Source organism: Gordonia hongkongensis (genome assembly GCF_023078355.1).
Taxonomy (GTDB): domain Bacteria; phylum Actinomycetota; class Actinomycetes; order Mycobacteriales; family Mycobacteriaceae; genus Gordonia; species Gordonia hongkongensis.
On the sequence record NZ_CP095552.1, the window covers coordinates 2693530 to 2720036 of the forward strand.

The 26507-nt window shown below is 67.5% G+C and carries 24 protein-coding genes; 9 read left to right on the top strand and 15 right to left on the bottom strand.

Annotation, left to right across the window (positions count from 1 at the left end; translation table 11 throughout):
- Nucleotides 1–16 precede the first annotated feature (16 nt).
- The gene (locus MVF96_RS12215; protein WP_247449189.1) at nucleotides 17–1246 is read right to left on the bottom strand and encodes an NAD(P)/FAD-dependent oxidoreductase; all 1230 of its coding nucleotides are present in this window, start codon (nucleotides 1244–1246) and stop codon (nucleotides 17–19) included.
- Nucleotides 1247–1274: 28 nt separating this feature from the next.
- On the opposite strand from MVF96_RS12215, the gene MVF96_RS12220 reads away from it, so the two are divergent.
- The 5 genes from MVF96_RS12220 to MVF96_RS12240 all read left to right on the top strand — a co-directional run bounded on the left by MVF96_RS12220 (nucleotide 1275) and on the right by MVF96_RS12240 (nucleotide 7675).
- Nucleotides 1275–2504, top strand: coding sequence for a glucose-1-phosphate adenylyltransferase family protein (locus tag MVF96_RS12220; protein WP_058250455.1), 1230 nt, complete (start codon nucleotides 1275–1277; stop codon nucleotides 2502–2504).
- Complete coding sequence (locus tag MVF96_RS12225; protein ID WP_418930383.1) at nucleotides 2501–4180, top strand: phospho-sugar mutase; 1680 nt, start codon at nucleotides 2501–2503, stop codon at nucleotides 4178–4180. The genes MVF96_RS12220 and MVF96_RS12225 overlap by 4 nt, the downstream gene beginning before the upstream one ends.
- 18 nt (nucleotides 4181–4198) lie before the next feature.
- Complete coding sequence (locus MVF96_RS12230; RefSeq protein WP_058250457.1) at nucleotides 4199–4630, top strand: helix-turn-helix transcriptional regulator; 432 nt, start codon at nucleotides 4199–4201, stop codon at nucleotides 4628–4630.
- A gap of 19 nt (nucleotides 4631–4649) precedes the next feature.
- Nucleotides 4650–5060 carry a VOC family protein gene (locus MVF96_RS12235; RefSeq protein WP_247449191.1) on the top strand — a complete coding sequence of 137 codons (411 nt, stop codon included), beginning with the start codon at nucleotides 4650–4652 and terminating at the stop codon, nucleotides 5058–5060.
- Between the two features lie 206 nt (nucleotides 5061–5266).
- Nucleotides 5267–7675 carry an ATP-binding cassette domain-containing protein gene (locus tag MVF96_RS12240; RefSeq protein ID WP_247449192.1) on the top strand — a complete coding sequence of 803 codons (2409 nt, stop codon included), beginning with the start codon at nucleotides 5267–5269 and terminating at the stop codon, nucleotides 7673–7675.
- 600 nt (nucleotides 7676–8275) lie between these two features.
- Here the strand turns inward: MVF96_RS12240 and MVF96_RS12245 are convergent.
- On the bottom strand, nucleotides 8276–8686 hold the full coding sequence (locus MVF96_RS12245) for a GNAT family N-acetyltransferase (protein ID WP_247449194.1): 411 nt from the start codon (nucleotides 8684–8686) through the stop codon (nucleotides 8276–8278).
- Nucleotides 8687–9010: 324 nt separating this feature from the next.
- Between MVF96_RS12245 and MVF96_RS12250 the strand changes: the two genes are divergently transcribed.
- The 4 genes from MVF96_RS12250 (at nucleotide 9011) to MVF96_RS12265 (ending at nucleotide 13864) form a co-directional block, all read left to right on the top strand.
- Entirely contained in the window at nucleotides 9011–10282 is a 1272-nt protein-coding gene (locus tag MVF96_RS12250) for a reverse transcriptase family protein (protein ID WP_247449195.1), read from the top strand.
- A gap of 134 nt (nucleotides 10283–10416) precedes the next feature.
- Complete coding sequence (locus MVF96_RS12255) at nucleotides 10417–10866, top strand: globin domain-containing protein (protein ID WP_226513293.1); 450 nt, start codon at nucleotides 10417–10419, stop codon at nucleotides 10864–10866.
- 210 nt (nucleotides 10867–11076) lie between these two features.
- Nucleotides 11077–12348, top strand: coding sequence for a glycosyltransferase 87 family protein (locus MVF96_RS12260; RefSeq protein ID WP_247449196.1), 1272 nt, complete (start codon nucleotides 11077–11079; stop codon nucleotides 12346–12348).
- A 100-nt stretch (nucleotides 12349–12448) separates the two neighbouring features.
- A complete protein-coding gene (locus MVF96_RS12265) occupies nucleotides 12449–13864 on the top strand; it encodes a cytochrome P450 (protein WP_171011693.1) in 1416 nt (471 codons plus the stop codon).
- Between the two features lie 795 nt (nucleotides 13865–14659).
- On the opposite strand, the gene MVF96_RS12270 is transcribed toward MVF96_RS12265, so the two are convergent.
- From MVF96_RS12270 to MVF96_RS12330, 13 genes are all read right to left on the bottom strand, one after another.
- Nucleotides 14660–15268 carry an FKBP-type peptidyl-prolyl cis-trans isomerase gene (locus MVF96_RS12270; protein ID WP_247449197.1) on the bottom strand — a complete coding sequence of 203 codons (609 nt, stop codon included), beginning with the start codon at nucleotides 15266–15268 and terminating at the stop codon, nucleotides 14660–14662.
- A gap of 29 nt (nucleotides 15269–15297) precedes the next feature.
- Complete coding sequence (locus tag MVF96_RS12275) at nucleotides 15298–15762, bottom strand: SRPBCC family protein (protein ID WP_247449199.1); 465 nt, start codon at nucleotides 15760–15762, stop codon at nucleotides 15298–15300.
- Nucleotides 15762–16796, bottom strand: coding sequence for an LLM class F420-dependent oxidoreductase (locus MVF96_RS12280; protein ID WP_247449200.1), 1035 nt, complete (start codon nucleotides 16794–16796; stop codon nucleotides 15762–15764). The genes MVF96_RS12275 and MVF96_RS12280 overlap by 1 nt, the downstream gene beginning before the upstream one ends.
- Nucleotides 16793–17221 carry a nuclear transport factor 2 family protein gene (locus tag MVF96_RS12285; protein ID WP_247449201.1) on the bottom strand — a complete coding sequence of 143 codons (429 nt, stop codon included), beginning with the start codon at nucleotides 17219–17221 and terminating at the stop codon, nucleotides 16793–16795. The genes MVF96_RS12280 and MVF96_RS12285 overlap by 4 nt, the downstream gene beginning before the upstream one ends.
- Nucleotides 17187–18188: a DMT family transporter gene (locus MVF96_RS12290; protein ID WP_247449203.1), complete on the bottom strand. Its 1002-nt coding sequence runs from the start codon at nucleotides 18186–18188 to the stop codon at nucleotides 17187–17189. Before MVF96_RS12290 ends, MVF96_RS12285 begins: the two co-directional genes overlap by 35 nt.
- Nucleotides 18185–19321 (bottom strand): MSMEG_0565 family glycosyltransferase, encoded by a 1137-nt coding sequence (locus MVF96_RS12295; protein WP_247449204.1) that lies wholly within the window; start codon nucleotides 19319–19321, stop codon nucleotides 18185–18187. Before MVF96_RS12295 ends, MVF96_RS12290 begins: the two co-directional genes overlap by 4 nt.
- Nucleotides 19318–20166, bottom strand: a complete 849-nt coding sequence (locus MVF96_RS12300; protein WP_247449206.1) for a carbon-nitrogen hydrolase family protein — start codon at nucleotides 20164–20166, stop codon at nucleotides 19318–19320. Before MVF96_RS12300 ends, MVF96_RS12295 begins: the two co-directional genes overlap by 4 nt.
- A gap of 52 nt (nucleotides 20167–20218) precedes the next feature.
- Nucleotides 20219–21685 (bottom strand): MSMEG_0567/sll0787 family protein, encoded by a 1467-nt coding sequence (locus MVF96_RS12305; protein ID WP_247449208.1) that lies wholly within the window; start codon nucleotides 21683–21685, stop codon nucleotides 20219–20221.
- Nucleotides 21651–22706 carry an MSMEG_0568 family radical SAM protein gene (locus MVF96_RS12310; protein ID WP_247449209.1) on the bottom strand — a complete coding sequence of 352 codons (1056 nt, stop codon included), beginning with the start codon at nucleotides 22704–22706 and terminating at the stop codon, nucleotides 21651–21653. Before MVF96_RS12310 ends, MVF96_RS12305 begins: the two co-directional genes overlap by 35 nt.
- Before the next feature lie 199 nt (nucleotides 22707–22905).
- On the bottom strand, nucleotides 22906–24177 hold the full coding sequence (locus MVF96_RS12315) for an MSMEG_0569 family flavin-dependent oxidoreductase (protein WP_247449211.1): 1272 nt from the start codon (nucleotides 24175–24177) through the stop codon (nucleotides 22906–22908).
- Nucleotides 24174–24599, bottom strand: coding sequence for an MSMEG_0570 family nitrogen starvation response protein (locus MVF96_RS12320; RefSeq protein ID WP_247449212.1), 426 nt, complete (start codon nucleotides 24597–24599; stop codon nucleotides 24174–24176). Before MVF96_RS12320 ends, MVF96_RS12315 begins: the two co-directional genes overlap by 4 nt.
- Nucleotides 24592–25503 (bottom strand): carbon-nitrogen hydrolase family protein, encoded by a 912-nt coding sequence (locus MVF96_RS12325; protein WP_247449214.1) that lies wholly within the window; start codon nucleotides 25501–25503, stop codon nucleotides 24592–24594. The genes MVF96_RS12320 and MVF96_RS12325 overlap by 8 nt, the downstream gene beginning before the upstream one ends.
- Nucleotides 25504–25540: 37 nt before the next feature.
- Complete coding sequence (locus MVF96_RS12330) at nucleotides 25541–26065, bottom strand: MSMEG_0572/Sll0783 family nitrogen starvation response protein (RefSeq protein WP_004019804.1); 525 nt, start codon at nucleotides 26063–26065, stop codon at nucleotides 25541–25543.
- Nucleotides 26066–26507: the final 442 nt, after the last annotated feature.

The window sequence follows — 26507 nt, forward strand, 5'->3', positions numbered from 1 at the left end:
CTCCCGGTCGGTCTGGTCACGTCGTCGGGGGCGTGACCAGACCGACGACATGGTCGGCGATCGCCAACGATGACGTGATGCCCGGCGACTCGATACCGAAGAGGTTGACCAGGCCCGCGATGCCGTGTGACCGCGGGCCCTGGATCACGAAGTCGCCGGAGGCGCCCGGCCCGGCGACCTTCGGCCGGATCCCCGCGTAGGCGGGCACCAAGGCGTTGCTCGGCAACTCAGGCCAATACGTGCGGATGGCTCGCTCGAATGCGTCGGCGCGCGCCTCGTCGACGGCGTAGTCGAGTTCCTCCCCGGCGGTCGCCTCGTCGGGGGACGGCGTCAGCCATTCGACGTCGGGGCCGAATCGGGCCTCGCCGGCGAGATCCATCGTGAAGTGCACGCCCAATCCGCCGTCGGCGGGGATCGGGTAGACGAGGTGACGGAACGGCGCCCGGACGCCGGACAACCCGAAGTAATTCCCCTTGGCGAGGAAGCGCGGCGGGATCGGGCCGCTGAAACCGGCCAGCGCCCGGGCCACCTCCCACGCGCCGATCCCGGCACAGTTGACGAGCGTCCGGGCGCACGCCGATTCACCGTCCGATGTGTGCACGGTGACGCCGTGTGCGTCGATCTGTCCGCCGATCACCCTGCTGCGCAACGCGATCGCGCCGCCGTGTGCCTCCAGGTCACGCACCAGCGCACGCACCACGCCGTCGACGTCGACGATCCCGGTCGACGGTGAGAACAGTGCCGCGACGCCTTCGACTGCCGGTTCCCGGTCGCGCAGTTCGTCCACTCCGATCCGTCGAAGGTCGGAAACGCCGTTGGCCAGACCGTGTCGGAGCAAGACGTCGAGGCGTTCGCTCTGGGTGCCGTCGGTGGCGACGATGAGTTTGCCCGGCCGCGCCCACGAGACGCCGTGCTCGTCGCAGAATCGGGTCAACTGCTCGCGACCGCGGACGCACAGTTCCGCCTTCAGGCTGCCCTCGGGGTAGTAGATGCCGGCGTGGATCACCTCCGAGCTCCGCGAGGTCGTCTGCGCGCCAACCGAATCGGTGGCCTCGAGGACGACGACGTCGCGTCCTCGCCGGGCGAATGCCCACGCCACCGCCAGCCCGACGATGCCGCCGCCGATCACGAGGCAGTCGACCTCCACACCGTCCGTCGTCGCGTGCTCGGCCCGGTGGATGCGCGTCACTGCTCGTACCTCCTCGTCGCATGTCGTCGAGTTCCGTCGGCCACGGTATCCGGGCAAACCCGGCGGCGTGGGGCAGACTGGGGTGATGCGGTATTCGGAGGTTCTCGCGATCGTGCAGGCCGGTGGACGTGGTTCGCGAATGGAGGTGCTGACCGATCGGCGGGCGAAACCCGCGTTGCCGTTCGCGGGCAACTATCAGCTCATCGACTTCCCGCTCTCCAACCTGCACCACAGTCACATCGACGACGTGTGGTTGTGCGTGCAGTACGAGGCCGAGACCATCACCCAGATCGTGGCGGGTGGCCGTCCCTGGGATCTGGACCGCACGAGCGGCGGGTTGCGCGTGGTGATGCCGGAGCAGACCGACGCCCCGGAAACCGAAGACGGCTTCGCGACCGGCAACGCCGACCTGCTGTATCGCATCCGCGGCCGCATCGCCGCCCACGCACCGGCCGAGGTCATCGTCATGAGCGCCGACCACGTCTACGACTTCGACTTCCGCGACGCCATCGAGACCCATCGCCGCCATGGCGCCGAATGCACTGTTGTCACCACGACGTGTCCGCTGGACGAGGCCACCCAGCACGCCACCGTGAAGGCCCGTCGAGACGGGATAGTCCGCGAGTTCCGCTACAAACCCGAACGCGCCACCACGCGCACGATCGCCACCGAGATCTTCGTCTACGACCCGGCCGTGCTCATCGAGGGCCTCGAGTACCTGGAGAGCCGGACGACCGAGGGATCCCCGAAGGACGACACCGGCCTGGGGGACTTCGGCGAACACCTGGTGCCCTGGTTCGTCGACCGCGGCAAGACGGTCGCCCACGCGATGCCTGGCTATTGGATCGACGCCGGCCGTCCCGAGACCTACCTGCAGGCGCACCGCGACCTCATCGACGGGTCCCTCGACGTCTTCCGCGCCGACCGGCCGATCCTCACCAACCAGCCGCAGCGCCCGGCCGCGCGTATCGAGACCGGGGCGGTCGTCGAGGATAGTCTCGTCAGCAGCGGCGCCCACGTGCACGGAACGGTCCGACGCAGCGTTCTCGGACCGGGGGTGGTCGTCGAAAAAGGTGCGGTCGTGGCCGATTCGGTGATCTTCGGTGACGTTGTCATCGGCGCCGGCGCGTCGGTCGCATGGTCTGTCCTCGACGAACGGGTGCGCGTCGGCCCGAATGCGGTGATCGGCGGGCACCCGCGGACACGCCCGGTCCCGACCGAGAAGATCACGTTGGTGGGGATGGACACGCAGATCCTGCGTGGCGCCCGGGTGGCACTGGGTGACCGCGTCGAGCCGGGTCGCCGCATCCGGTGACCCGGGCCGAGCTGTTCGCGGCCGCGCGGCGCTGGCGGGACCACGATCCGGATCCGTCGACCCGAGCCGTGCTGACCGATCTGATCGACGCGGCGGTGACCGGTGACGTCGCCGCTGCCGACGATCTCGCGTCCCGCTTCCGCGGACCGCTGACCTTCGGCACCGCCGGCCTGCGCGGGGAGGTCGGTGCGGGCGAGTCACGGATGAACGTCGCCGTGGTCACCCGCGCCACGGCCGGTGTCGCGCGGTATCTGCTCGACACGGTCGGTCCCGACGCGCGTGTCGTGGTCGGGTGCGACGCCCGGCACGGATCGGCCGAGTTCTTCGACGCGGCAACCGAAGTGCTTGCGGCGCAAGGGCTCACGGCGTTCACGCTACCTCCTCGGTTGCCGACGCCGGTCACCGCTCATGCGACGCGTGCGCTCGACTGCGACGCCGGGGTGATGATCACCGCCTCGCACAACCCACCGGCCGACAACGGTTACAAGGTGTATCTCGGCGGGCGTGTCACCGACGATGCGGGCAGGGGAGTGCAGATCATCTCGCCGGCTGACGCCGACATCGCGGACCGGATCGCGCAGGCGCCGCCCGCCGACGAGGTGCCCCGCGACTCCGCGGCAGTCATCCACCTCGATGACGAGACGGTCCGTACCTATGTCGTACGCACCGCGCGGCTACGACCCGTCGGCGGTCCGTCGCCGGTGCGCGTCGTACTGACGCCGATGCACGGGGTCGGGGGTACGGTCGCCCGAGACGTGTTGCAGGCCGCGGGAATCGGCGACGTCCACGTGGTGGCGGCGCAGTCCGCTCCCGATCCGGACTTCCCGACGGTGCCGTTCCCGAACCCGGAGGAGCCCGGTGCCCTCGACCTCGCGCTCGACCTCGCACGCGACGTCGACGCGGACGTCGTCATCGCCCTCGACCCCGACGCCGACCGCTGCTCGGTGGCGACGGTCGGTCCCGATGGTCAGTGGCGGCAGCTGACCGGCGACGAGATCGGCGCGCTGCTGGGGGAGCAGGCGGCACGGGATGCGACGCGCCCCGGTGACACCCTGGCGTGTTCGATCGTGTCGAGCCGGCTGCTCGGCCGGATCGCCGCGGACCACGGGCTGCGGTTCGCGGCGACGCTCACCGGATTCAAGTGGATCGCCCGGACTTCCGGCCTGCGTTTCGGTTACGAGGAGGCGATCGGCTACTGCACCGACCCCGACACCGTCCGCGACAAGGACGGCATCGGTGCGATGGTCCGGGTCATCTCCCTCGTCGAGGAACTCGGGAGGGATGGCCGCACGCTGACCGACGAGCTCGACCGGCTCGCCCGTCGCCACGGCCTGCATGCCACCGCACCGTTGACGATCCGCGTCGAGGACACCGCGCTGATCGGCGAGATGATGCAGCGCCTGCGTTCCTCACCGATCGAACGACTGGCCGGCTCGCCGGTGGTGGAGAACCGCGACCTGGCACATGGATCCGCTGACCTGCCGCCGACCGATGGCGTCATGGTGCGGACCGCCGCCGACGACCGCGTCGTCGTGCGTCCCTCCGGCACCGAGCCGAAGCTGAAGTGCTATCTCGAAGTCGTCCTCGACTGCCCGGACGGCGCCGTACCGCGGGACGAGGCCGCACGCCGTCTCGACGCCCTCGGTGCGGACATCTCGGCGGTGCTCGGGGTCTGAGCGCACTACGATCGACTCGTGCCGCGAACCGATTCCGATCAGCGCCTGCGCGACCTGACCCTGCTGCGTCAGGTCCGCGACCGGATCGACCGCGAGTACGCGCAGCCGCTCGACGTCGAGGCGCTCGCGCGCGGGGTGAACATGTCGGCCGGTCACCTGAGCCGGAAGTTTCGCCAGACCTACGGCGAATCGCCCTACTCGTACTTGATGACTCGCCGCATCGAACGGGCGATGACGCTGCTGCGGCGCGGCGACCTGACCGTCACCGAGGTCTGCTTCGAGGTGGGTTGCTCGTCACTGGGCACCTTCAGCACCCGGTTCACCGAACTCGTCGGGGTCCCGCCGACGGTCTATCGCGAACAGTCGGCCGACGCGACGGACGGGATACCGGCGTGCCTGGCGAAGAACATCACGAGACCGATCAGGAATCGAGAAGCACAGCGCGGGTGAGACTGCCTAGCCTGATCCCATGAACATCACGATCCAGTACACCTTCCTCCCACACACCGATGGCGACGCCGCCCTGGGCTTCTACCGCGACCTCCTCGGTTTCGAACTCCGCAAGGATGTCGGCTACGAGGGCATGCGGTGGCTGACCGTCGGCCCGCCCGGACAACCGGGCACGTCGATCGTGCTGCATCCGCCGGCTGCCGATCCCGGTATCTCCGAGGAGGAACGACAGACGATCCTCGAGCTGATCGCCAAGGGGAGTTACGGTGCGCTGACGCTGGCGACCGACGACTTCGACGGGCTGTTCGACAAGTTGCAGTCAAGCGGCGTCGACATCGTGCAGGAGCCGATGGATCAGCCGTATGGCGTGCGCGACGCCGCCGTTCGTGACCCGGCGGGCAACCTCATCCGTATCGACCAGGCCGGCTGAGAGATGTGCGGACCCGGTCGATACCCGCCCCCGGAAGCACTCGGCGCGGTCGTCGACCGACAACACCCCGCGCCGGCGTCCGCCACCCTGGTTAGATCGACCGGGAGTCCGCGCACCGACCTCGTGCCAACGGACCTCCGGAATGACACGAGCACCCCGAACGTCGACGACCGCCCGCCCGCGGTCGCCACATTGATGGAGAGACGATGAGCCGAACCGCCACCCGTCCCGCACGGAAGGTCGACGCCGTGCGGGCCGACGGCATTCACCCCGCCGACACGCACGACATCATCCGCGTCCACGGCGCCCGGGAGAACAACCTCAAGGACGTCAGCGTCGATCTGCCGAAGCGTCGGCTGACGGTCTTCACCGGGGTGTCGGGTTCCGGGAAGAGTTCACTGGTCTTCAGCACCATCGCGGCGGAATCCCAGCGCCTCATCAACGAGACGTACAGTGCGTTCGTCCAGGGATTCATGCCGTCGATGGCTCGTCCGGACGTCGACATCCTGGAGGGTCTGACGACGGCGATCATCGTCGACCAGGAGCGGATGGGTGCCAACGTTCGGTCGACCGTCGGCACGGCCACCGACGCGAACGCGATGCTGCGTATCCTGTTCAGTCGCTTGGGAACTCCGCATATCGGTTCGCCTCAGGCCTTCTCGTTCAACGTCGCCTCGATCAGCGGGGCGGGTGCGGTGACCATCGAGAAGGGCGGGCAGAAGGTCAAGGAGCGTCGGAGCTTCTCCATCACCGGCGGGATGTGCCCACGATGCGAGGGCCGCGGCGACGTCTCCGACTTCGACCTCACCGCGCTGTACGACTCGTCGAAGTCGCTCAACGAGGGCGCGCTGACGATCCCCGGTTACTCCATGGACGGCTGGTACGGCCGGATCTACCGCGGCTGCGGCTTCTTCGACCCCGACAAGCCAATTGCCAAGTACACCAAGAAGCAACTCAACGACCTGCTCTACAAAGAGCCCACCAAGATCAAGGTCGAGGGCATCAACATCACCTACGAGGGTCTGATCCCGAAGATCCAGAAGTCGATGTTGAGCAAGGACCGTGAGGCGATGCAGCCGCACATCCGCGCCTTCGTCGATCGCGCGATCACCTTCGCGAAGTGCCCGGACTGTGAGGGCACCCGCCTCACCGCCGAGACCCGCTCGTCGAAGATCAAGGGCATCAGCATCGCCGACGCGTGCGCGATGCAGATCAGCGATCTCGCCCAGTGGGTCGCCGAACTCGACGATCCGTCCGCGGCCCCGCTGATCGCCGCGCTGCGGGACCACCTCAACGCGTTCGTCGACATCGGACTCGGCTACCTGTCCCTGGAACGCCCGGCCGGCACCCTGTCCGGCGGAGAGGCGCAGCGCACCAAGCTGATCCGGCATCTCGGTTCGTCGCTGACCGACGTGACCTATGTGTTCGACGAGCCGTCGATCGGTCTGCACCCGCACGACATCACCCGGATGAACGATCTGCTGCGCGCATTGCGGGACAAGGGCAACACGGTGCTGGTGGTCGAGCACAAGCCGGAGGTGATCGCGATCGCCGACCGCGTCGTCGACATCGGCCCGGGAGCGGGCACCGACGGCGGCACGATCGTGTTCGAAGGCACCGTCGACGAACTGCGGGCCGCGGACACGCTCACCGGGCGCCATCTAGAGGACCGCGCCGCCGTCAAGGACGAGGTCCGCACGCCCAGTGGCCATCTCGAGGTCCGCGGGGCCGACGCCAACAATCTGCGCGATGTCGACGTCGACATCCCGCTCGGTGTGCTGGTCGTGCTCACCGGTGTCGCGGGCTCCGGCAAGAGTTCGTTGATCAACTCGACGGTCGCCAAGGAGGACGGGGTCGTCTCCATCGACCAGAGCGCCATCAAGGGGTCGCGGCGTTCTAATCCGGCGACCTACACCGGTCTGCTCGAGCCGATCCGCAAGGCGTTCGCCAAGGCCAACGGCGTGAAACCCGCCTTGTTCAGCGCGAACTCGGAGGGTGCCTGCCCCAACTGCAACGGTGCGGGTGTCGTCTACTCCGACCTCGCGATGATGGCCGGCGTCGCCGCGCCCTGCGAGGTGTGCGAGGGCAAGCGATTCCAGGCCGAGGTGCTCGACTACACCTTCGGCGGCCGCAACATCAGCGAAGTGCTCGAGATGTCGGTCGCCCAGGCGGAGGCCTTCTTCGCCGACGGCGACGCCAAACTCCCGGCGGCGCACAAGATCCTGCACCGGATGGTCGACGTCGGGCTCGGTTACATCAAGGTCGGTCAGCCGCTGACCACCCTGTCCGGCGGCGAACGCCAGCGCCTGAAGTTGGCCAGTCACATGGGGGAGAAGGGCGACGTCTACATCCTCGACGAGCCCACCACGGGCCTCCACCTCGCCGATGTGGAACAGCTCCTCGGGCTGCTCGACCGTCTCGTCGACTCCGGGAAGTCGGTGATCGTCATCGAGCACCATCAGGCGGTGATGGCCCACGCCGACTGGATCATCGACCTCGGCCCGGGCGCCGGCCACGACGGCGGCCGGATCGTCTTCGAGGGCACGCCCGCCGACATCGTCGCCGACCCATCGACCCTCACCGGTGAGCACCTCGCCGAGTACGTCGGTGCCTGACCCTGGGGTGCGGGCGGGAAGCGGCGCCTCCCACTGCTCCCTATCCGAAGGAGCGCCCCCGCTGCTCCCTGAGGTGCGTAGAGCGGTAGCGACGGCCTCCCAACGCTCCCTGAGGTGCGAGGAGCGATAGCGATGGCCTCCCAACGCTCCCTGAGGTGCGAGGAGCGATAGCGATGGCCTCCCAACGCTCCCTGAGGTGCGAGGAGCGATAGCGACGAGCCACGAAGGGTCCGGCGACCGAGGCTCCCAAACCCTAAGTGACGAGCCTTCTTCCGCTCCCTGAGGTGCGAGGAGCGCAAGCCGCCGGGCCGAGCAAGCGACGAAGGAGCGCGTCGAGGTCGACGAGCCTCGAAGGGTCCAGCAACCAGCCCCCGCGACCGACAGACTTCAACTCGACCTATGGACTTCGATCGAGGTCTACCGGTCCAGTTGCAGTCTGTCGGTCAACAAGCGAGCAGGATCGCGCGAGCAGTACCGGGGTTCAGGTGCGCCAGTGGGTGCTGTTGGTCGGGCGGTCATCACTGTGCGTTGTTCATGCGTACTTCGTGACAATCCCAGCCGGAGTCGTGACGTGTGGCCCCGTCGAGTTCGAATCCGTGTTTACGATAGAAGGCCACTGCCCCGCGCGTTGTCGCGTGCAACCCAGAGGTAGGCCGGGATATCCGTTCCGCCGAGCACTGAGGTCATCAAGTCCATCGCCACACCGGTGCCGTGATGGCGGAGAACGACATTCAGAGACCACAATTCGGTCGGTGCGGGAGCGTCGTGGTCGCGAGCCGGGCCGCTTGCTGCAAAACCGACCATCTCCTGCGTGTCGAGTGAGGTCGCCCACCGGATGCGGATGCCGCGCCCAGCGTGGCCTGCGAGGTCTCCGACGGTCTGTCGCCAGCGTGAGGCCGACTCCGCAGGAGTGAGCGCATCGAGCCGGTCCTGAGCCACCATTCCCGCATACGTGGCCTTCCAGATGGCGGTGTGCAGGCTTGAGATCTGATCGATATCGCCTGCAACCACCGGCCGAATCTCATAGCTACCCACAGACACCGGGTCTACCAGACCTCGACCTCAGTGCGAGCGACGTCGGTGAACCCGCGCAGATCTGCGTCCTCGCCTCGGCTGTCTCACCGCCGTGGCACCATGTCGGTTGATGAACGACGGGCAAGGTGAGAGTGGATCGTCGCGATCCGTCTCAGGGGTAACCCCTGGGTGCACTTCACAGCTGGTCCCTGCGTCCGACGCCGGCGCGCACGCTGCACGTGCCACACGGCGCCGCTGCACAGTTCTGGTCACCCCATCCGTCGTTCATCACCACGTCAGCTCGCGACGCGACACGGCGCCGTGACCGAACCGTTCCTGCAACCGCATGAGGCAGCGGAAGTCGCTGCGGCCTTCTCGCGCACGTATACCGCGTGGACGTGGCCGGAGATCCTGGCGGCAGTGACAGCGGTCCTGCCCGCTGAGGTCACCTCCGAAGTCGCCGCCGGCATCATCGAACTCTCGCCTCACGAACCGCGACATCCCGCGACCGTGATGATCCAGGCCCTCGCGCCGTGGACCCACCCGGCACCCGTCGCCGCTCAACCCGTCGTCGTGCACGAACCACGTTCCGCGGGAACGGTGTCCGACGCTCTGCCCGATCTCTACGATGTCGAGCAGTTCGCGCACTGGCTCGACTTCACCGTGCCCGAGCTCGAATGGTTCGCCGACCGCGGCCAATGGCTACGAACGGCGCGCCCGCCGTTGCGTCACTACCGAATCTGGCGGCGTGAGAAGCGGGACGGTGTCCGGGTCATCGAAGCTCCGAAACCCCGTATGCGCGAGACACAGCGTCGCCTGCTCAGACGGTTGATTGAGCGCATTCCGGCGCATCCCGCAGCACGCGGCTTCATACCCGGCTCGTCACCGGCTGCTTTCGCCTGGCCGCACACGGACCGTCCCGTGGTACTGCGCGTCGACCTCCGGCATTGCTTCGAGACGATCACCGTACCGCGCGTCCGAGCAGTGTTCCGGCAGGCCGGCTACCCGCCGCACATCGCCCGCCTGCTCGCCGAATTGTGCACCACGGCAACGCCTGTGGACGAACTCCGCGGTATCGATCACACGCACGCAGCACTCCTTCGGGAACGACACCTGCCGCAAGGTGCGCCGACCTCGCCGCATCTGGCGAACCTCGTGATGCGGCCGCTCGATCGGCGGCTCGACGGGTACGCCCGCCGTCACGGCCTCCGCTACACCCGCTACGGCGACGACCTCGCGATCTCGGGCGACGCGATGAACGCCGACCGCGCGCTGTGGACCGTGCTCCGCATCGTCGAAGACGAGCGATTCACCGTGCACCCGGAGAAGGTCCGGATCATGCACAGTCATCAGCGCCAACACCTTGCCGGTCTCGTCGTCAACGACCGTCCGCAGGTCGCCAGATCCGACTACGACAATCTGCGGGCCCTGCTCCACAACGCCCGCCGGCACGGGGCGTCGTCGCAGAATCACGACGAGCACCCGGACTTCCGCGCACACGTCTACGGACTCATCGCGTGGGTCGGTGCGACGGGGGAGACGCGCCGACGCCGGTTGCTGAACATGGCCCGCACCGTCGACTGGGACAGCTGACAACCTCTGAAGACGGACCAAACGCCCGAACCATCCCGAACCTCACACCGGCTGCGGTTCGCTGTGAGACCACTGTTACCTCGGCCTTCCCCGCAGCGCGCCCAGTCGCAATGCCGGTGCACCAAGGTCCGTGCATGGACAAACAACTGCTCGAACGCAGCCTGGCACTCGTCGACCTTCCCGACTCAGGCCTCACCGTTCGCTTCTACGAGATCCTGTTCGACCGCTATCCCACCGTTCGCGCCATGTTCGGCCGCGACACTCGAGCCCAGGCCGAAATGTTGCGCAGCGCCGTCGCCTCGGTCGTGGAGCATCTCGACGATCCCGAGTGGCTGACGACGACTCTGCACGCGTTGGGGCGACGACACGCCGGTCTCGGCGTCACCAGACCGATGTACACGGCGGTCGCGGAATGCATGATCGCCGCGATGAGCGAGATCGGCGGCGAGTCCTGGACCCCGGCCATGACGCTGGCCTGGGACCGCGCCCTCGGCGCGGTCGCGACGATCATGCTCGACGGCTATCCGGACGACGGCGTGGTCGACATCATGCCGGCCGATCGACGCAAACCCGGAGCCGCCTGACCCGCCCTTCGCCCGATCCCGGCGACGCCCGATCACTTCGACTCGCCACGGTCCCGTCGACCGACCCCACCGGAGAACGCGCGACCACCCTTCGACTGTCGACGACCGACGAGTCCACGTGGACCCGCACCGCCCGACTACACGGCCACGGCCCGGCCACCCTGAACCGCACGCCCTCCGCGATACGATCCCGCTCGGAAGTGAGGGCTCGTGACTGCTGTAAACCCGCGACGTGCGCTGGATCGATACCTGGGATCAGCCCGGGCCCGGTGGGCGACACTCGCCGTATTCCTCATCAGTTCGGCGGTCGCCATCGTCGTGCTGCCGAACCAACCGCCGGCCCCGTATCGCATCGATTTCGACGTCTACCGCATGGGCGGACAGGTCCTGCTCGACGGCGGCGACCTGTACGGCATCCTGCCCCGGCTCGCGGAAGGCTCGTACCTCCCGTTCACGTATCCACCGCTTGCCGCAGCGCTGTTCTCGATCTTCACGGTCGTTCCACTCAGCCTCGGTCAGGCCCTGTTCACCGCGATCTCCATCGGCTGCCTGCTGGTGGTGTGCCGCATCGTCCTGTCTAGCCTCGTCGAGCGGCCGGCGCACGAATTATGGTGGCTCGCAACGGCCGCCACGACGGTGGGCCTCTGGCTCGAACCCGTCCGCGACACCCTCAACTTCGGACAGATCAACATCGTGCTGATGACGCTCGTCGTCGTCGACGTACTGCTGGGCCGCGGCAAGTGGTGGAACGGGCTGCTCGTCGGACTCGCCATCTCGATCAAGCTCACCCCCGCGGTGTTCCTGCTGTTCTTCTTCGTCCGCCGGGACTGGCGCGCACTCGGCGTGGCCGCGGCGTCAGCGGTCGCCTACGCCGCCCTCGGCCATCTCCTGACACCGAACGACTCGCGCACCTACTGGACATCGACCCTCTTCGACACCGACCGCATCGGGAGTCCGCACTTCGCGAACAACCAATCGATCAAGGGTGAGCTCGGCAGGCTCGGCATCGAGTCCGACGTCGCGTGGTTCCTCGTCTCGCTGATCGTCGGCCTGTTCATCGCCTGGGTCGCGTGGCGTCTGCTGTCGGTTGCACCGGCGGGTCCACAACCGTCCGGCCCGCACGATGTCGCGGCACTGATGGCAGTCGCGTTCGCCGCGCTGTACTGCTCGCCGGTCGCGTGGGACCACAGCTGGGTCTGGGTGGTCCCGCTGCTGATCCTGTTGACCTTCCTCGCGACCAGGCCCGCGGCGTCGGCGATGTGGTGGTGGCTCGTCGGTTTCGGGCTCGTCATCTTCGCCGTCGCGCCGCATCAGCGAATCCCGCAGCGGTACGACGCCGAGTTGTCCTGGGTCTGGTGGCAGCATCTCGTCGGGTCGTCGTACCTGCTCTGGGGTCTGGCGGTGCTGGTCGCGCTGGGGGTCTCGGCGCCCCGCGTGCTGACGTCCCGACGGTCGGGCGACACGCTCGCACAACCTGCGTGAACACCCCGTCTGCACACCCCCCTTGAAACAGACGCTAAAATCCGTTCCAATGGTGCATAGTGATGTAACGCACATCGGAACAACGGGGAGTGGCAGGTCCATGACGAGTCGGAAAAAGCAGATCCAGAGCGTGCTGGCGAAGGCGAGCAGCATGTACCCGAGCTCGGAGCGTCCGCTGGCCGAGCCGCCCGCCGGATCCGATCTCAAGCCGGTGATGGGTGACCCAGGGGTTCCGTGGCTCGGCAACACCCTCGAAGCGCTCGTCGACCCGCTCAAGTCGGCCATGGAACGTTTTGAGCGGTACGGACAGGTCTCCTGGTCGGGTGCGCTGGGGATGAACATGGTCACCCTCGTCGGTCCGGACGCGATCGAAGCGGTGTGGATGAACCGCAAGAAGGCGTTCTCGAGCGAACTCGGCTGGGAACCGATGATCGGCCCGTTCTTCCGCCGGGGCGTGATGCTGATGGACTTCGACGAGCACATGCAGCACCGCCGCATCATGCAGCAGGCGTTCAGCCGCCCCCGCCTCACCGGCTACCTCGACATCATGACCCCGCACATCGAGAAGACCCTCGCCAACTGGGAGGTGGGCAACGGCTTCAAGATGTACTCCCGGACCAAGGACCTCACCCTGTCGCTGGCGACCGAAGTCTTCATGGGTGCTCACGTCAGCGAGTCCGAGGCCCACCGACTGGAGCACGCCTTCGAGGCGGCGGTTCGCGGCGGTCAGGCGATCGTGCGCAAGGACGTCGGCAACTGGACCTGGGCCAAGGGGCTCCGGGGCCGCGAGGTGCTGCAGGAGTACTTCCGCTCCGAGATCCCGCTGCGTCGCGGCAACGACGCCGACGACCTGTTCAGCGTGCTCTGCAACGCCGAGAGCGACGAGGGCGAGACGTTCTCCGACGAGGACATCGTCAACCACATGATCTTCGTGATGATGGCTGCACACGACACCAGCACCATCGCGCTGTCGATGATGACCTACTTCCTCGGCAAGCACCCCGAGTGGCAGCAGCGCCTGCGCGAGGAGTCCCTGGCCCTCGACAAGCCGACGATCGACTACGACGACGTCGACAAGCTCCCCAGCATGGAGCTGGCCTTCAAGGAGACGCTGCGCCTCAACGCCCCGGTCGGGATGCTCTTCCGCATGGCGATCGAGGACACCGAGGTCTGCGGCCACTACATCCCGAAGGGCACACTGCTCGGCATCCACCCGTGGGCGACGATGCTGCGCAAGGAATGGTGGCCCAACCCCACCCACTTCGACCCCGAACGCTTCTCGCCGGAGCGCCGCGAAGACAAGGTCCACCGCTTCGCATGGGCGCCCTTCGGCGGCGGTGCCCACAAGTGCATCGGCCTGTATTTCGGTGGCATGGAGGTGAAGTCGATCCTGCACCAGATGCTGCAGCGCTTTGAATGGGACGTCCCGGCCGGTTACCGCCCGGAACTCACCTACGGCACCGGTCCGACCCCCGCCGACGGCCTCCCGATCAACCTGCGGCACCGCAAGATCTGACGGTTCCTCACACCCGAGGAGCGAGCCGCTCCACCGCTCCCCGGGGGTGCGAGTAGCGCAGGCACCATCCCACCGCTCTCCGGGGTGCGAGCAGCGCGAGCACCGGCCCACCGCTCTCCGGGGTGCGAGTAGCGCAAGCACCGGTCCACCGCTCTCCGGGGTGCGAGTAGCGCGAGCACCGGCCCACCGCTCTCCGGGGGTGCGAGCAGCGCTAGCACCAGCCCACCGGTCTCCGGGGTGCGAGTAGCGCAAGCACCAACCCACCGCTCCCTGAGGTGCGAGGAGCGATAGCCGCCGGGCCGAGCAAGCGACTAAGGAGCGCGTCGAGGTCGACGAGCCACGAAGGGTCCCAGTCGATCTCACGGCTGGGGCCTTCGTGGTTCGCTGCTCGTGCAACTCAAGGTCAGGAGTAGACAGGCGCAAAAAAATTCTCGTCCCCCTGAGCACGATCGAAGGGAAATATGCCCTTCGATCACGCTGAGAGGGACGGGTTTTGGCACGCCAGTGGTCCAACTGTGCGCAACCTCAGACCCCAACGGGTGAAGAGCGACGGCGACGACCTCAGCAGAGCCCCTCCCCGCTGATTGAGCCGGCACCGAGCGGAGCCGCCGGGCCGAGCAAGCGACGAAGGAGCGCGTCGAGGTCGAGGAGCCTCCGCCCCCCGCTGATTGAGCCGGCACCGAGCGGAGCGAGAAGTCCACCCCCGCTGATTGAGCCGGCACCGAGCGGAGCGAGGAGCCGTGTCGAAATCACCTGGTGACCCGATGTCACCAAGTGATTCCGCACCACAACCCCCTACGACGCCCCGACAATGCTGATCTCGAAGACGAGGGTGTCGCCGACCTCGATGTTCGCCTGCGGATTACCCTGCGCGTAACCGTCGGCCGATGTCATGGCGACGCCCACCTTCGACCCGACCTTCTGTCCCGCGATGGCCTTGCTGAACCCGGGGATCACGCCGTCGAGCGGGAACGTCACGGGGGAGCCGTTTGCGTAGGCGCTGTCGAAGGTCTCGCCGGTGCGGCCGTTCACACCGACGTAGCAGACCGACACCGACGCGGTGTCCGGCACGACGGCGCCGTCACCCTCGACGAGCGTCTTGACCTGGGTCTCGTCGACGCTGAACGGGTTCTCGACGGTGATGTTCGGGGCCTCGGTCGCGGTGGACGCGACCATCTGCAATCCACCGGTGGCGCCCTGCTCGGTCCACTGCGGTGTGGCGTCCGCGTTCGCCGGTGCGGTCGGGCAGCTCTCCGCTCCCGCCGCCGGTGTCTCGGCGCCGCCGGTCGCCGCGGTTGCGGTGGGTTCGGTTGTGCCCGAACCGGAGTCGGAGTCGGAGCTGCAACCGGCGACAGCCAGGACGAGAGCGGTGCCGAGGGCGAGGGTCACGTTCTTGATGTTCACCCTTGGAACGCTACCCGAGGCGCGGCCCCTCACCGAGAGCCTCGACCGGCCAACAGTCGAGCGGCCCGTTCGAGATCGGCCCGCACCGCTTGCGCCGCCGGCCACCGCGTCACGGTCAGCACCAGCCCACCGATCGCGGGCACCGTCAGCACCGCCTCGGCATGCACGTCGGTGCGGGCCTCGCGATCGGCGAACGTCAACGTCAGGACCGCATCAACGGACCGCCACCGTCCGATCTCCTGCCACCGTCGACGGGACTCACAGGCGGTCACCTCCATCCGCGGCGACACCCCGGGTACGACGGTGACGTCGGTCCAGCTGGTGCCGACGTCACCCGCCCGGTGACCGATCGGCCGCAGGTCGTCGATGCGGCGCAGACTCGACTGCCATTCCGGTCGGTTCGTCGGGTCGGCGAGGTAGTCGAAGGTGACCTCGATCGGGGCGTCGAACGAGACCACCGTGTCGATGACGGTGACGCGGGCGGGGGAGGGCATCAGCGGATGAGCTCCGCGAGCTGCTCGACCTCGGCGACGCTGCCCGGCGACACGAGCATCATCGTCACCCCGCACGCTTCCCAGACCTTGATCTGTTCACGCACGTGGTCCAGGTCGCCGACGATCGCCGAGTCGTCCACCAAGGCGTCGGGAATGATCTGTGCCGCTTCGTCTTTGCGGTTGCTGCGGAAGAGTGCGGTCACCTCGTCGACGACGTCGGCGTACCCCATCCGGCGGTACACCTCGGCATGGAAGTTGGTGTCCTCACTGCCCATGCCGCCCATGTACAGCGCCAGGAACGGTTTGATCGCGGCGTAGGTGCCCTCGCGGTCATCGGTGACGACGATCTGGGCGGTCGCGCAGATCTCGAAGTCTTCGCGACTGCGTCGTGCACCCGGGCGGGCGAAACCCTCGTCGAGCCACTCGTTGTAGGTGTCGGCCATGCGCGGCGTGTAGAACAGCGGCAGCCAGCCGTCTGCGATCTCGGCGGCGAGCGCGACGTTCTTCGGCCCCTCGGCGCCGAGCATCACGGGGATGTCGCTGCGCAGCGGGTGCGTGATCGGCTTGAGCGTCTTGCCCAGTCCCGATGCGCCCTCCCCGTCGAACGGCAGGGGATAGTGGGGTCCGGCGCTGCTGACCGGCGCCTCGCGCGCCCACACCTGACGCATGATGTCGATGTACTCGCGGGTCCGGGCCAGCGGCTTGGCGAACTTCTGCCCGTACCAGCCTTCGACGACCTGCGGACCCGACACACCGAGCCCGACGATGTGCCGACCGCCGGACAGGTGGTCGAGGGTCAGCGCGGCCATCGCACACGCGGTCGGGGTGCGGGCCGAGAGCTGCAGCACCGACGTCCCGAGCCGGACGCGTTCCGTCGACGACCCGAGCCAGGCCAGCGGGGTGTAGGCGTCGGATCCCCAGGCCTCGGCGGTGAAGATGCTGTCGAAGCCGGACGCCTCGGCCGCGGCGACGATCTCGGCGTGGTGGGTCGGCGGTTGCGCGCCCCAGTAGCCCAGTTGCAGACCGAGTTTCACTGGCTGACCCCCTCGGACTCCGCTGTGTTTTCTGACTCCGCAGCGGCCTCGGCGGCGATCTGATCGAACTGCGCCCCCATCGCCGCGGCGACGGACTGCGCACCCGACAGCGGCCGAACCATGACCATGAGGTCGTCGATCTTGCCGTCGTCGTTGACGTGGATGAAGTCGCAGCCGGTGATCTTCTTGCCGCCGACCACGGCCTCGAAGACGAGCGCCGAGTCGTGTCCGCCGGCGTCGTTGATCTCTCGGATGTAGCGGAAGTCCTCGAAGACCCGCAGCACGCCCCGCAGGATGGCCGACGTGATGGCCTTGCCCGGATACGGCTTGAATGCGACCGGACTGGTGAAGACCACATCGTCGGCGAGCAGTGCCCTCATCGCCTGCTCGTCACGCGCCTCGACGGCCTCTCGGAACTGCTTCATGCGTCGACCTCCCTGTCGATGATCCTGCGTCGACGCTAGTGGATGCCGGGCCGGTTGCGGACGGAAGGCGAGGAGCCAGCAGGACGACCAGCGCCGCCGCCAGCATTGCGATACCCACCCAACCGATCGCGGTGATGGATTCGGAGAGCACTCCGACGGCCAGCGCGGTCGCGACCGCGGGCTCGATCAGGGTGATGGTGGTGGCGGTCGAGCTGTCGATCCGACCAAGTCCACGACTGAATAGCACGTACCCGAGGAACTGCGGGACAAGGACGAGGTAGGCGAGAACGCCGAGGGTCTCGGGGTGCGCGACCACGGCCGGTACCCCGACCGCGACGACCGGCAGCAGAAACAATCCGCCCAGTCCCATCACTGTCCCGGCCGCGGCGCCGCGCGGCACCGACCTGTTCATGAGCCGACGCATCGCCCACGACAACCCGGCGTAAGTGATACCCGCGAGCAGGCCGAGACAGACACCGAGCGCCGACGACGAACTCCCGCCGAGTGCGTCTGCATGCGACGACTCGCTGCGCGACACGGCCAACGCCGCACTGCCGACGATGCCGAGCGCGCACGCGATGGTCCACCGCAGGGTCAGCCTCCGCCCGTCGGCCACGCGCTCGATGACCGCCGACACCAGCGGTGCCGACGCCAACGACACGACTGTTCCGAGCGCGACGCCGCCGACGCGCATCGACCCGAAGAAGCAGAGTGGGTAGATCAGCACGCAGATCCCACCGAGAAGAGCGACCCGCCACTGTGCCGTCACCGACGACCACGCGGCTCGAATCCCGCGGGCGTTGACCGCCGCCTGCAACAAGCCGCCGCCACACATGGCCACGGCGCCGACGGTCACGGCACTGAGCTCGGGCGCCATCGCCGCGGCGGTACCCGAGGTTCCCCACAGGATCGCGGTGAGAGCGACCGCCAGCATCCCGATGCGTTCGCTCCGACGGGACTCGCTCATCCGTGGGTGCCGACCGGCGACGCCGGATGGGGGTGTCGCGCATAGAACTCGAGGTGCCGACGTGCCGCGTCGCCCCACGTGAGAGATGCGGCCAGGCGTCGGCCCGACGCGATGCGGTCGGGGTCCGGGACGAGGGATGCGTGGAGGGCGTCGGCCAGTTCGACGATGGTCGAGGCGTAGGAGACGGTCGTACCGAAGACCTCGCGCAGGATGGGGAGGTCGCGCGCGACGACGGGACGCCCCGCGGCGAGGGCTTCCATCGCGGCCAGGCCGAAGCCCTCTTTCACCGATGGGAATGCGAACACCTGGCAGGCGGCGACCAGTGACGGCAGGTCGTCGTCGGGCACATTGCCGAGGACGATCGGTTCGACGTCGAGTTCGGCTCGCCGACGGTCGAAGTCGGCACGGTAATTGCGGTAGTCGAACAGGGTCTCGCCGCCCGCGAAGACGAGCTTCAGTCCTGGGTGACGTTCGCGCAGTAGGGCGTACGCTTCCAGGAGGTCGATGCTGCCCTTGCGCGGTTCGATTCCGCCGACGGCGAGCACGTAGTCGCCCAGTTGATCCGACCAGCGGCGTCGCGCCTCGACGGACGTGGGGGAGTCCGACGCCGCGCCGGCGAAGCGTTCATACGCAACGCCGTTCGGGATCACCGTCGGATGGAGGCGCCAGCCCTGCTCGACCTCGTCGGCTACCGCTCGTGACACGCAGATCCGGGCGTAAGGGTTGACGACGGCCTTCTCATGGCACTCAACGAGGATCGGCGTGGTGAACTGGTCGAGATGGTGGATCGTGCGGATGCACGTCCCGACGGCGTTGGCACTGATGCAGTCCTGGGCGTGCACGATGTCGAAGTCAGCCGGGTCGAAGGCGGCCCGCAGGGTGTCGATGGACCGCACGATGCGTTGGGTGATCGTCTCGTTCTCTCGGTCGGGGAACGGAACGAGCCGCACCCGCACAGCCGGATCCACAGCGCGGAAGAAGCCCTCGTCGCCACCGCGGGCGAGCGACCACACCGTCACGTCGGCGCCGAGCCGGGCCATCGCCTCAGCCAGGTTCAACGTATGGACCACGCCTCCACGGGGTTTCGTCGAATAGGTGAGCAGAGCGACGCGCAGATGCTGCGTGCCGCTCATCGCTGGTCCGCCGGCGTCGTCGACCGGTAGGTGTCGGGCCGGAGTTCGGCGAGATGGCTCAGGACGCGCCGCGCCCGGTCGACTTCGGCATCGACATCGACTGTCACCGTGGCCATTCCGCCTTTCGAACGAGTGGTTGCCAGGATGTCGCCACCTGGTCCGACGACCTTCGCCTGTCCGAGGAAGCGCAGTGACCCCATCACCCCGGTCTGGTTCGACGACACGACGAACACCTGATTCTCGGCAGCTCGGGCACTGTCGTAGAGATCGAACAACCGGGACTGGCGGTCGGCCGGTAGGCGTGCGGCGCGGTCGGTGACGCTGGCCGGCCACGCGGACAGCGCCGCGATGATCCGTGCGCCGTCGAGCGCCAGCGTGCGTGCCGACTCCGGGAAGGTCTTGTCGTAGTCGATCAGCATGCCGATGCGACCGACCGGGGTGTCGAAGGCACCGAAGGAGTCACCGGCCGCGTAGGCGAGTGCCTCGCCGGCGGGCTGATGAACCTTACGGTGCGTGCCCAGGATGCCGTCCCCCGTGACGCAGACGGCAGTGTTGAATCGCTGCTCGCCGACCGCTTCGGTGTACCCGATACAGACGGTCATGTCGCCGGCGGCCGCGGCGATCGCGGCGAGTTCCGGACCGTCGGGTTGCAGCGCCGGCGGCAGTTCTGCCGGGTCGGGTTGTCGAAGATCGCCCAGGTATCCACCGAGCGAGGCGTCGGGGAAGACGAGGAGGTCGACGCCGTCGCGCGCCGCGGATTCGACGATGCCGACCGCTTTGGCGACACCGCGTTCCACGTCGCGTCCGAAGTGCGCGGCGAGGGCGCCGAGGGTGACCGTCCTCATGGGCGAACTGTACCGGTCGGATCCGTGGGCGAGTCGGGTCGCTCGAGATCTTTCATGCGATACCCAGCCCGGTCACCGTCGACGCGACCGCGACAGTCGTCTCGCCGTCGGGCCACCGCAGCCGCACGCCCGGTTGGGCGGTCAGTCGGCCGCAATCGGCGGTCGTCACCGGCTCGGGTGCGGGGACGTCGCGTCGAGCACCCGCGCGATCGGTGGTGAGCGTCGCATATCCCGGGAAACAGGTCAGCCACGCGCCCATCGACGCGTCGCCGGGCCGCGGCACTGCCGTCACGTCCAGTTCGGCACCCGTCCCCGACGCTTCGGCGAGCATGCCGAGCGTGCCGACGATCCCGGCCATGCTGACGTCCTTCGCCGACGCCGGGCGCACGGTCGCGAGGTGGGATGTCATGGCGCAGAGTTCCTCGCTGCTACGTGAACTCGTCGAGTCCCACTGGCGGTCGTGATATCCGGGTCGCCACGAGCCACCGAGGTCGGCGTGCAGGGTGACGGTGTCGCCGACCCGGCCACCGCCGGCGGGCAGTGGACTGGGCGTCGTGCCCAGTGCGGTCACCGACAGCGCCGACGGCACACCGACCTGGGTGTGACCACCGAGAACGGGTGTCCGCCACGCCGCGGCCGCCGAGGAGATCCCGCGGATGATGCGGGTGAGATGCGACGTCGTCGGCGCTCCGACGGCATCGAGGAGACCGAGCGGACGGGCACCCATCGCACTGAGGTCGTTGAGGTTGACGAGCACCGAACACCAGCCGGCCCATTCGGGATCGCGTTCGATCATCGACGGAACGATGGCGTCGCAGGCGGCGATCACGTCGGTGCCCGGTAGCGGGACCCCGTCGTCGCCGCGGAACCCGGAGGATCCGAGCCCGCCCGGTTGGTCTGCGAACGGCGCGAGTGCCTCGGCGAGAACCGCTTTCGTCCCGTCGACTGTGCGTTGAATTCTGTCGAGTGGGTAGCGCATCTCCCGGTGCGACCGTCCTTCAATCTGCGGACCGGGACCGTGGTCCAGCCAGCCGAGCCTCGCGAACATCGGTGCGTAACGATCCTGGACGGTCGCGTCGAACCGGAGGGCGCCCAGCTGTTCGACGTGCGCGCACGCCGCCCGCACGAGTGCCGGCCCGATCCCGGCTGCGTGGCCCGGATCGCCGACGACGAGCCGCGACCCGAACCACCATCCGATGTCGGCGTATGTCGATCCTGCCCACGGAGTGGGTGCGATGCGCACCCCACCCGCGATCGTCCCGTCCGGCAGGGTCGCGACGAGGACGGTGGTGCGCGGATTCTCGTCGGTGTCGTCGAGATCGCTGTGCTCGAAAAGTGCCTGCCGTTCGACGAATTCGCGGTGTCGCAGCGCGCGATATGCCGCATGTTCCCGCGGGCTGTCCGCAACGGTGATCAGGAACTCCGACCGCGGCGTCGTTCGTGGCAGCCCGGACAGGATCGACAGTTCGCCCCGTGACAACACGTCAGCCCCCGACCGTCGGCAATACGCTGCACGCACCGCAGGCAGCGCAACCCGCACGCTGCTCCGACCCGGACATCCCGATGAAGCTCAGATGACCGGCCACCTCGCGGGTGATCTTCTCGACGATCGTGGGGTCGGGTGCGGGAGCGTTGTCGACGTCGACGGCGAGGGTCCCCGCGTGACGCCGGAACGGCACGATGAAGGGATACACGCCCATGTCGGCGAGTTCTTTGGCGCCGGCGATCATCTCGTCGGTGTCCTCGCCGAGCCCGACCAGCAGGTAGGTCGACACCTGGTTGCGCCCGAACACCCGGACCGCCTCGGTCCACGCCGCCCGGTACTCCGACATCGGTACCGTCGACTTGCCTGGCATCCAGCGGCGCCGCACGTCGTCGTCGAGGGATTCGACGTGGATGCCGACGGCGTCCGCACCGGCCTCGCGCAGTTCGGTCAGGACGGCCAGATCTGCGGGCGGTTCGCACTGGACCTGGATCGGCAGTTCCGGCAGCGCCGCTTTGATCGCCCGGACGCACCGGGCGAGATGACGGGCCCCGCGGTCGCGTCCACCACTGGTGCCGGTGGTCATGACCATGTTGGTGACGCCGTCGAGATCGACGGCCGCACGGGCGACTTCGGCGAGTTGCTCGGGCTTCTTCACCGCGATCGTCGAGCCGGACGTCAGCGACTCCTCGATCGAACAGAACCGGCACCGCTGGTCCTCGGCGTAGCGGATACAGGTCTGCAGGACGGTCGTCGCCAACACGTTGCGTCCATGCAGGCGGGCGATCTTCTCGTAGCTCACCCCGTCCGCGGTCTGCAGGTCGTAGAACCGGGGGCGCCCGATCGCACTGACCTCGACGCCGATGTCGACCCCGTCGTACAGCACGCGATCACCGTCGAAGACGAACGGGCTCTGCGGATTCCGCGGGATCGCGGCATGCAACCCGTCGACCATGAGGTGGCCGTCGTCGCTGGGCCCCGCGCCGCCGCTGCGCTGCACCGGCGGCTCCCCGCGAATACCGAGCAACGCCAGGTCAACTCGTGTGGATACCGTCATGGGTGCTCCTTAGAAGAATGAACTATGTGCTCGACGGTGAGCGCTTCTTGCTGGTTGAGCCGGCCCCGACCCCGCTGGTTGAACCGTCCGCGCACCCCCGCTGGTTGAGCCGACCCCGAGCGAAGCGAGGCGTCGAGTCGAAGCCACCTGGTGACCCGACCTCGACAACCCAACCCTGGAAGCCCACAGGACCCCAAACCTACTGCGCAACAACCAACTGCGCGCGTCCACCACAAACCGCTTCGACAACATGCTCAGCCACATACCTCGCGTCACGATCGATACCGAGGAACCGTCCGGACCCCCAGGTGTGCATCCAGGGCAACCCGACGAAGCTGAGCCCGGGGACTTCGGTGATCCCGCGTGTCTGCATGGGCCGGCCACCGCCGTCGAAGGCGCTGGCCTCGATCCACCGGTAGTCGGGTCGGTAGCCGATGGCCCAGATGATCGAGGTGACGTCTTCGGCCGAGAGATCGAGTTCGGTCGGATCGACCTCGGGCGCCCACACCGGCTCGTACCGAGATGCCTCCGGCGCGTCGATGCCGAGCTTGTCGATATGGCGGTCGATGTCACCGCAGATCGAGTTGTACACGGCGTCGGCCCGGTCGAGCGCGGCCGTGAGCGTCGGCGCGAACCGCAGCGTCGAGTCCTTGCCGTCGCTGAGCACGCCGTACAGCTTCATCCCTTCGACGGCAAAGCGTCGAAGGTCGATGTCGCGGCCGCCGTCGCGACCGGTGACGTAGTGATTCGTCTTCTCCTGCGCAGCCCGTCCGCCGGGGTACTCCTGGGTCGGTGTGTCGTAGAGACCCATGTCCGACAGCCAGGTCATGCAGTCGCGGCCGCGGTAGAACCGAGCGACTCGCGGTGCGTTGCCGATCGCGAGATGTACCTGCCGGCCGGCGAGGTGCAAGTCCTCGGCGATCTGCGTGCCCGACTGTCCCGACCCGACGACCAGCACGGCACCGTCGGGAAGTTGCTCTGGGTTGAAATACTCCTCGGAGTGCACCTGGTGCACGGCCGGATCCAGCGACGACGCGAACGGCGGAACCACCGGCAGGGGATACCCGCCGGTTGCGATGACGGCCTGGTCGCAGGTGAGCGACCGCATTCCGTCGGGGCCTTCAAGAGTCAGCTCGAACCGATCACCGGAGAGACGTTGCAGGCGAGTGACTTTGGTGTGTTCGACGAGGGGTGGTTCGAAGGTCTCCAGCCAACCGTGCAACCACTCTACGACTTCGTCACGGGTCATGAAGCCGTCCGGATCCGGGCCGTCGTAAGAGTATCCAGGGAGCTTGCAATGCCAGTTCGGAGTCACCAGCGTGAAGTTGTCCCAACGCTTATCGGCCCATGCATGAACCGCGGTGTCGGCTTCGACGACGAGATGTTCGACGCCCGCCTGCCCGAGGTACCAGCTGACCGAGAGGCCGGCCTGTCCGCCGCCGATGACGACGACCGGCACGTGTGCGTTCATGACAGCTCCTCATTGCTGGTTCTAGCGCTACCACCGCTGGTTGAGCCGGGGCGGAGCGAAGCGGCGACCGGGCCCCCTCCGCTGGTTGAGCCGGGCCGGAGCGAAGCGACGCCCCGAGTCGAAGCCACTTCCGCACCCGGCAACGGCGGGTACATCGAGACCACCTCGACCTCAGCGGAATCCGCATGCCGCCGGGCATCGACGGCGATCTCCTCCGCCGACGCCGCTGCCGAGGTACAGGCGAACCCGTACTTGGCACGGACACGCGCGCTGGCCTCGTCGAGCGCCGTGGTGGCCCGCGACCGGAAGTCGTCGACGCGGTACGTACCTGGCGTGAGGTGGTCGTGCAGTACGAGGCTGGGGGAGTAGTACTGGCGGAACTGCCCGTCGGGCCAGCGCACCTGGACGGTCATCTCAGGCATGGGCGAGGTCCCGCCATGCGAAGGCCGCCGCGGCATCGGGATCGGTGTCGGCCTCGACGAGCATCCCGTACACCTCAGGCCGACGGTCCCTCAGATGGAACATGCCGGCCCGCATGGCGGTGAAGCTCTCCGCGATGTCCACCTCGGCGACGGCCAGGCCGCTCCCGAGAAGTGTTGTGTCGAGGATGTTCCCACCAGGGTCGACGATCTTGGCGTTGCCGACGTAGCGCAGCGACCCGAAGGTACCGCTCTGATTGGCCGCGACCCAGAACACCTGATTCTCCAGCGCGCGAGCGGTGTCGAAGAGGTTGAACCGGTAGGTCCAGCGGTCTTCTTGCAGGTTCTCCGCGGTCGCGGTGCGGGCCGCCGGCCAGGCGGAGAGGCTGGCGATGATCTCGGCGCCCTTGAGCGCCATGATCCGGGCGGCCTCGGGAAACGCCTTGTCGTAACAGATCTGGAGGCCGATCCGGCCGACGGGCGTGTCGAAGACGTCGTACCCGGTGCCCGACGAGTACGACATGTTCTCGCCGAGCGGTTGATGGACCTTGCGGTAGCTGCCGTAGATGGTGGTGCCGTCGAGGACGGCGGCCGCGTTGTAGCGGGTCTCACCGTCCTCGCCGAGTTCACAGAACCCGATCGCCACCACGAGATCTCCGACGATGGACTGCACCCGAGCGATCTCGGGTCCGTCGAGGGAGATCGCCGGCGGCAACGACCGGGCGCTGTTCTTCTGGGTGTCGCCGTGGTTGCCCAGGGACGACAGGTATCCGCCGATCGCCGCCTCCGGGAACACCAGGAAGTCGACGCCCCGCGTTCGTGCTTCGGCGACGTACTGTTCGATCGTCGCGTAGTTCTGCTCGAGATCGCGGGTGAAGTTCGCCGCGACGGTTCCGATGGTGGTCATAAGATTCCCAAAGATGGTTGTCGGAAGCTGCTGTGGGTCAGACCATGTAGGTCGAGTTGATGATTGCGCCCTTGCGTGCGTAGTGGATGAGTGCGTCCTGGACGTCGAGCGGGTGTGCCGGGATGACGCCTTCGATCAGGTCCTCTTCACGTCCGCCGTGCAGGGCGAGGCCGAAGCGGCAGCAGAACACGGTGCCGCCTTCGGAGATGAAGGTCTCGAGCGAGTTGTTAATATTCTGCTCGCCCGGGAATCCGGAGTCGCCGGTCGTCGGGAATCCCCGTGTGGCAAGGCAATTGATGGCACCGGGTCCGTAGAAGTACATGGCCGATTCGAAGCCCTTGCGGAGCGCGCGAGTGGCCTGCAGAACGGCGACGAACGACACCGACGACTCGTGGGCGATGCCGTGCACGAGCGTGAAGTAGGACTCACCGTTCTCGGCCTGGTAGTCCGGGAAGATCTTGGTGCCGCCATAGATGTTGGAGCCCTTGGGAAGTGAGGGGTGCGGGATCTCCGCCAGCGACGCGGCGATGTTCTCGGTGATGGTTTCGTCGAAAGAAGGCACAAGAACTCCTGGGATGGCGAGACGAGACGACGCCGACATGGCGGCTCGACGTGCGAGGATGGATCGGGCATCATTGCCCAGAGTGGTTCGACCGGAGATCGGTTTCATCGAGTAGCTACTGCTTGCTACGTCACACAGTTCACTCGCCATCGATTACCGAATGGTTTCCGGCGGAATAAAGAAAACCCGGATTCGTGTAACACGACCCTGGTCGGTCGACCGACTGGACCAGGCGTGCCCGACACATGAAAAATCCGACGAACCGGTCGGGTCGGGGGTCTGACCGGTTCGTCGGACGAGACCCAGTGTATCCCTCGCCCCTGACGACGGTCCATCGAGGTATCCGCAATTCTGTGACCTGTCGGATTGCAGATACTTCAGCGTGCTCGCTGCCTGAGGAGCGAAGCGACCCCCATTGATCCCTGGCGAGGCCCGGAGCTTG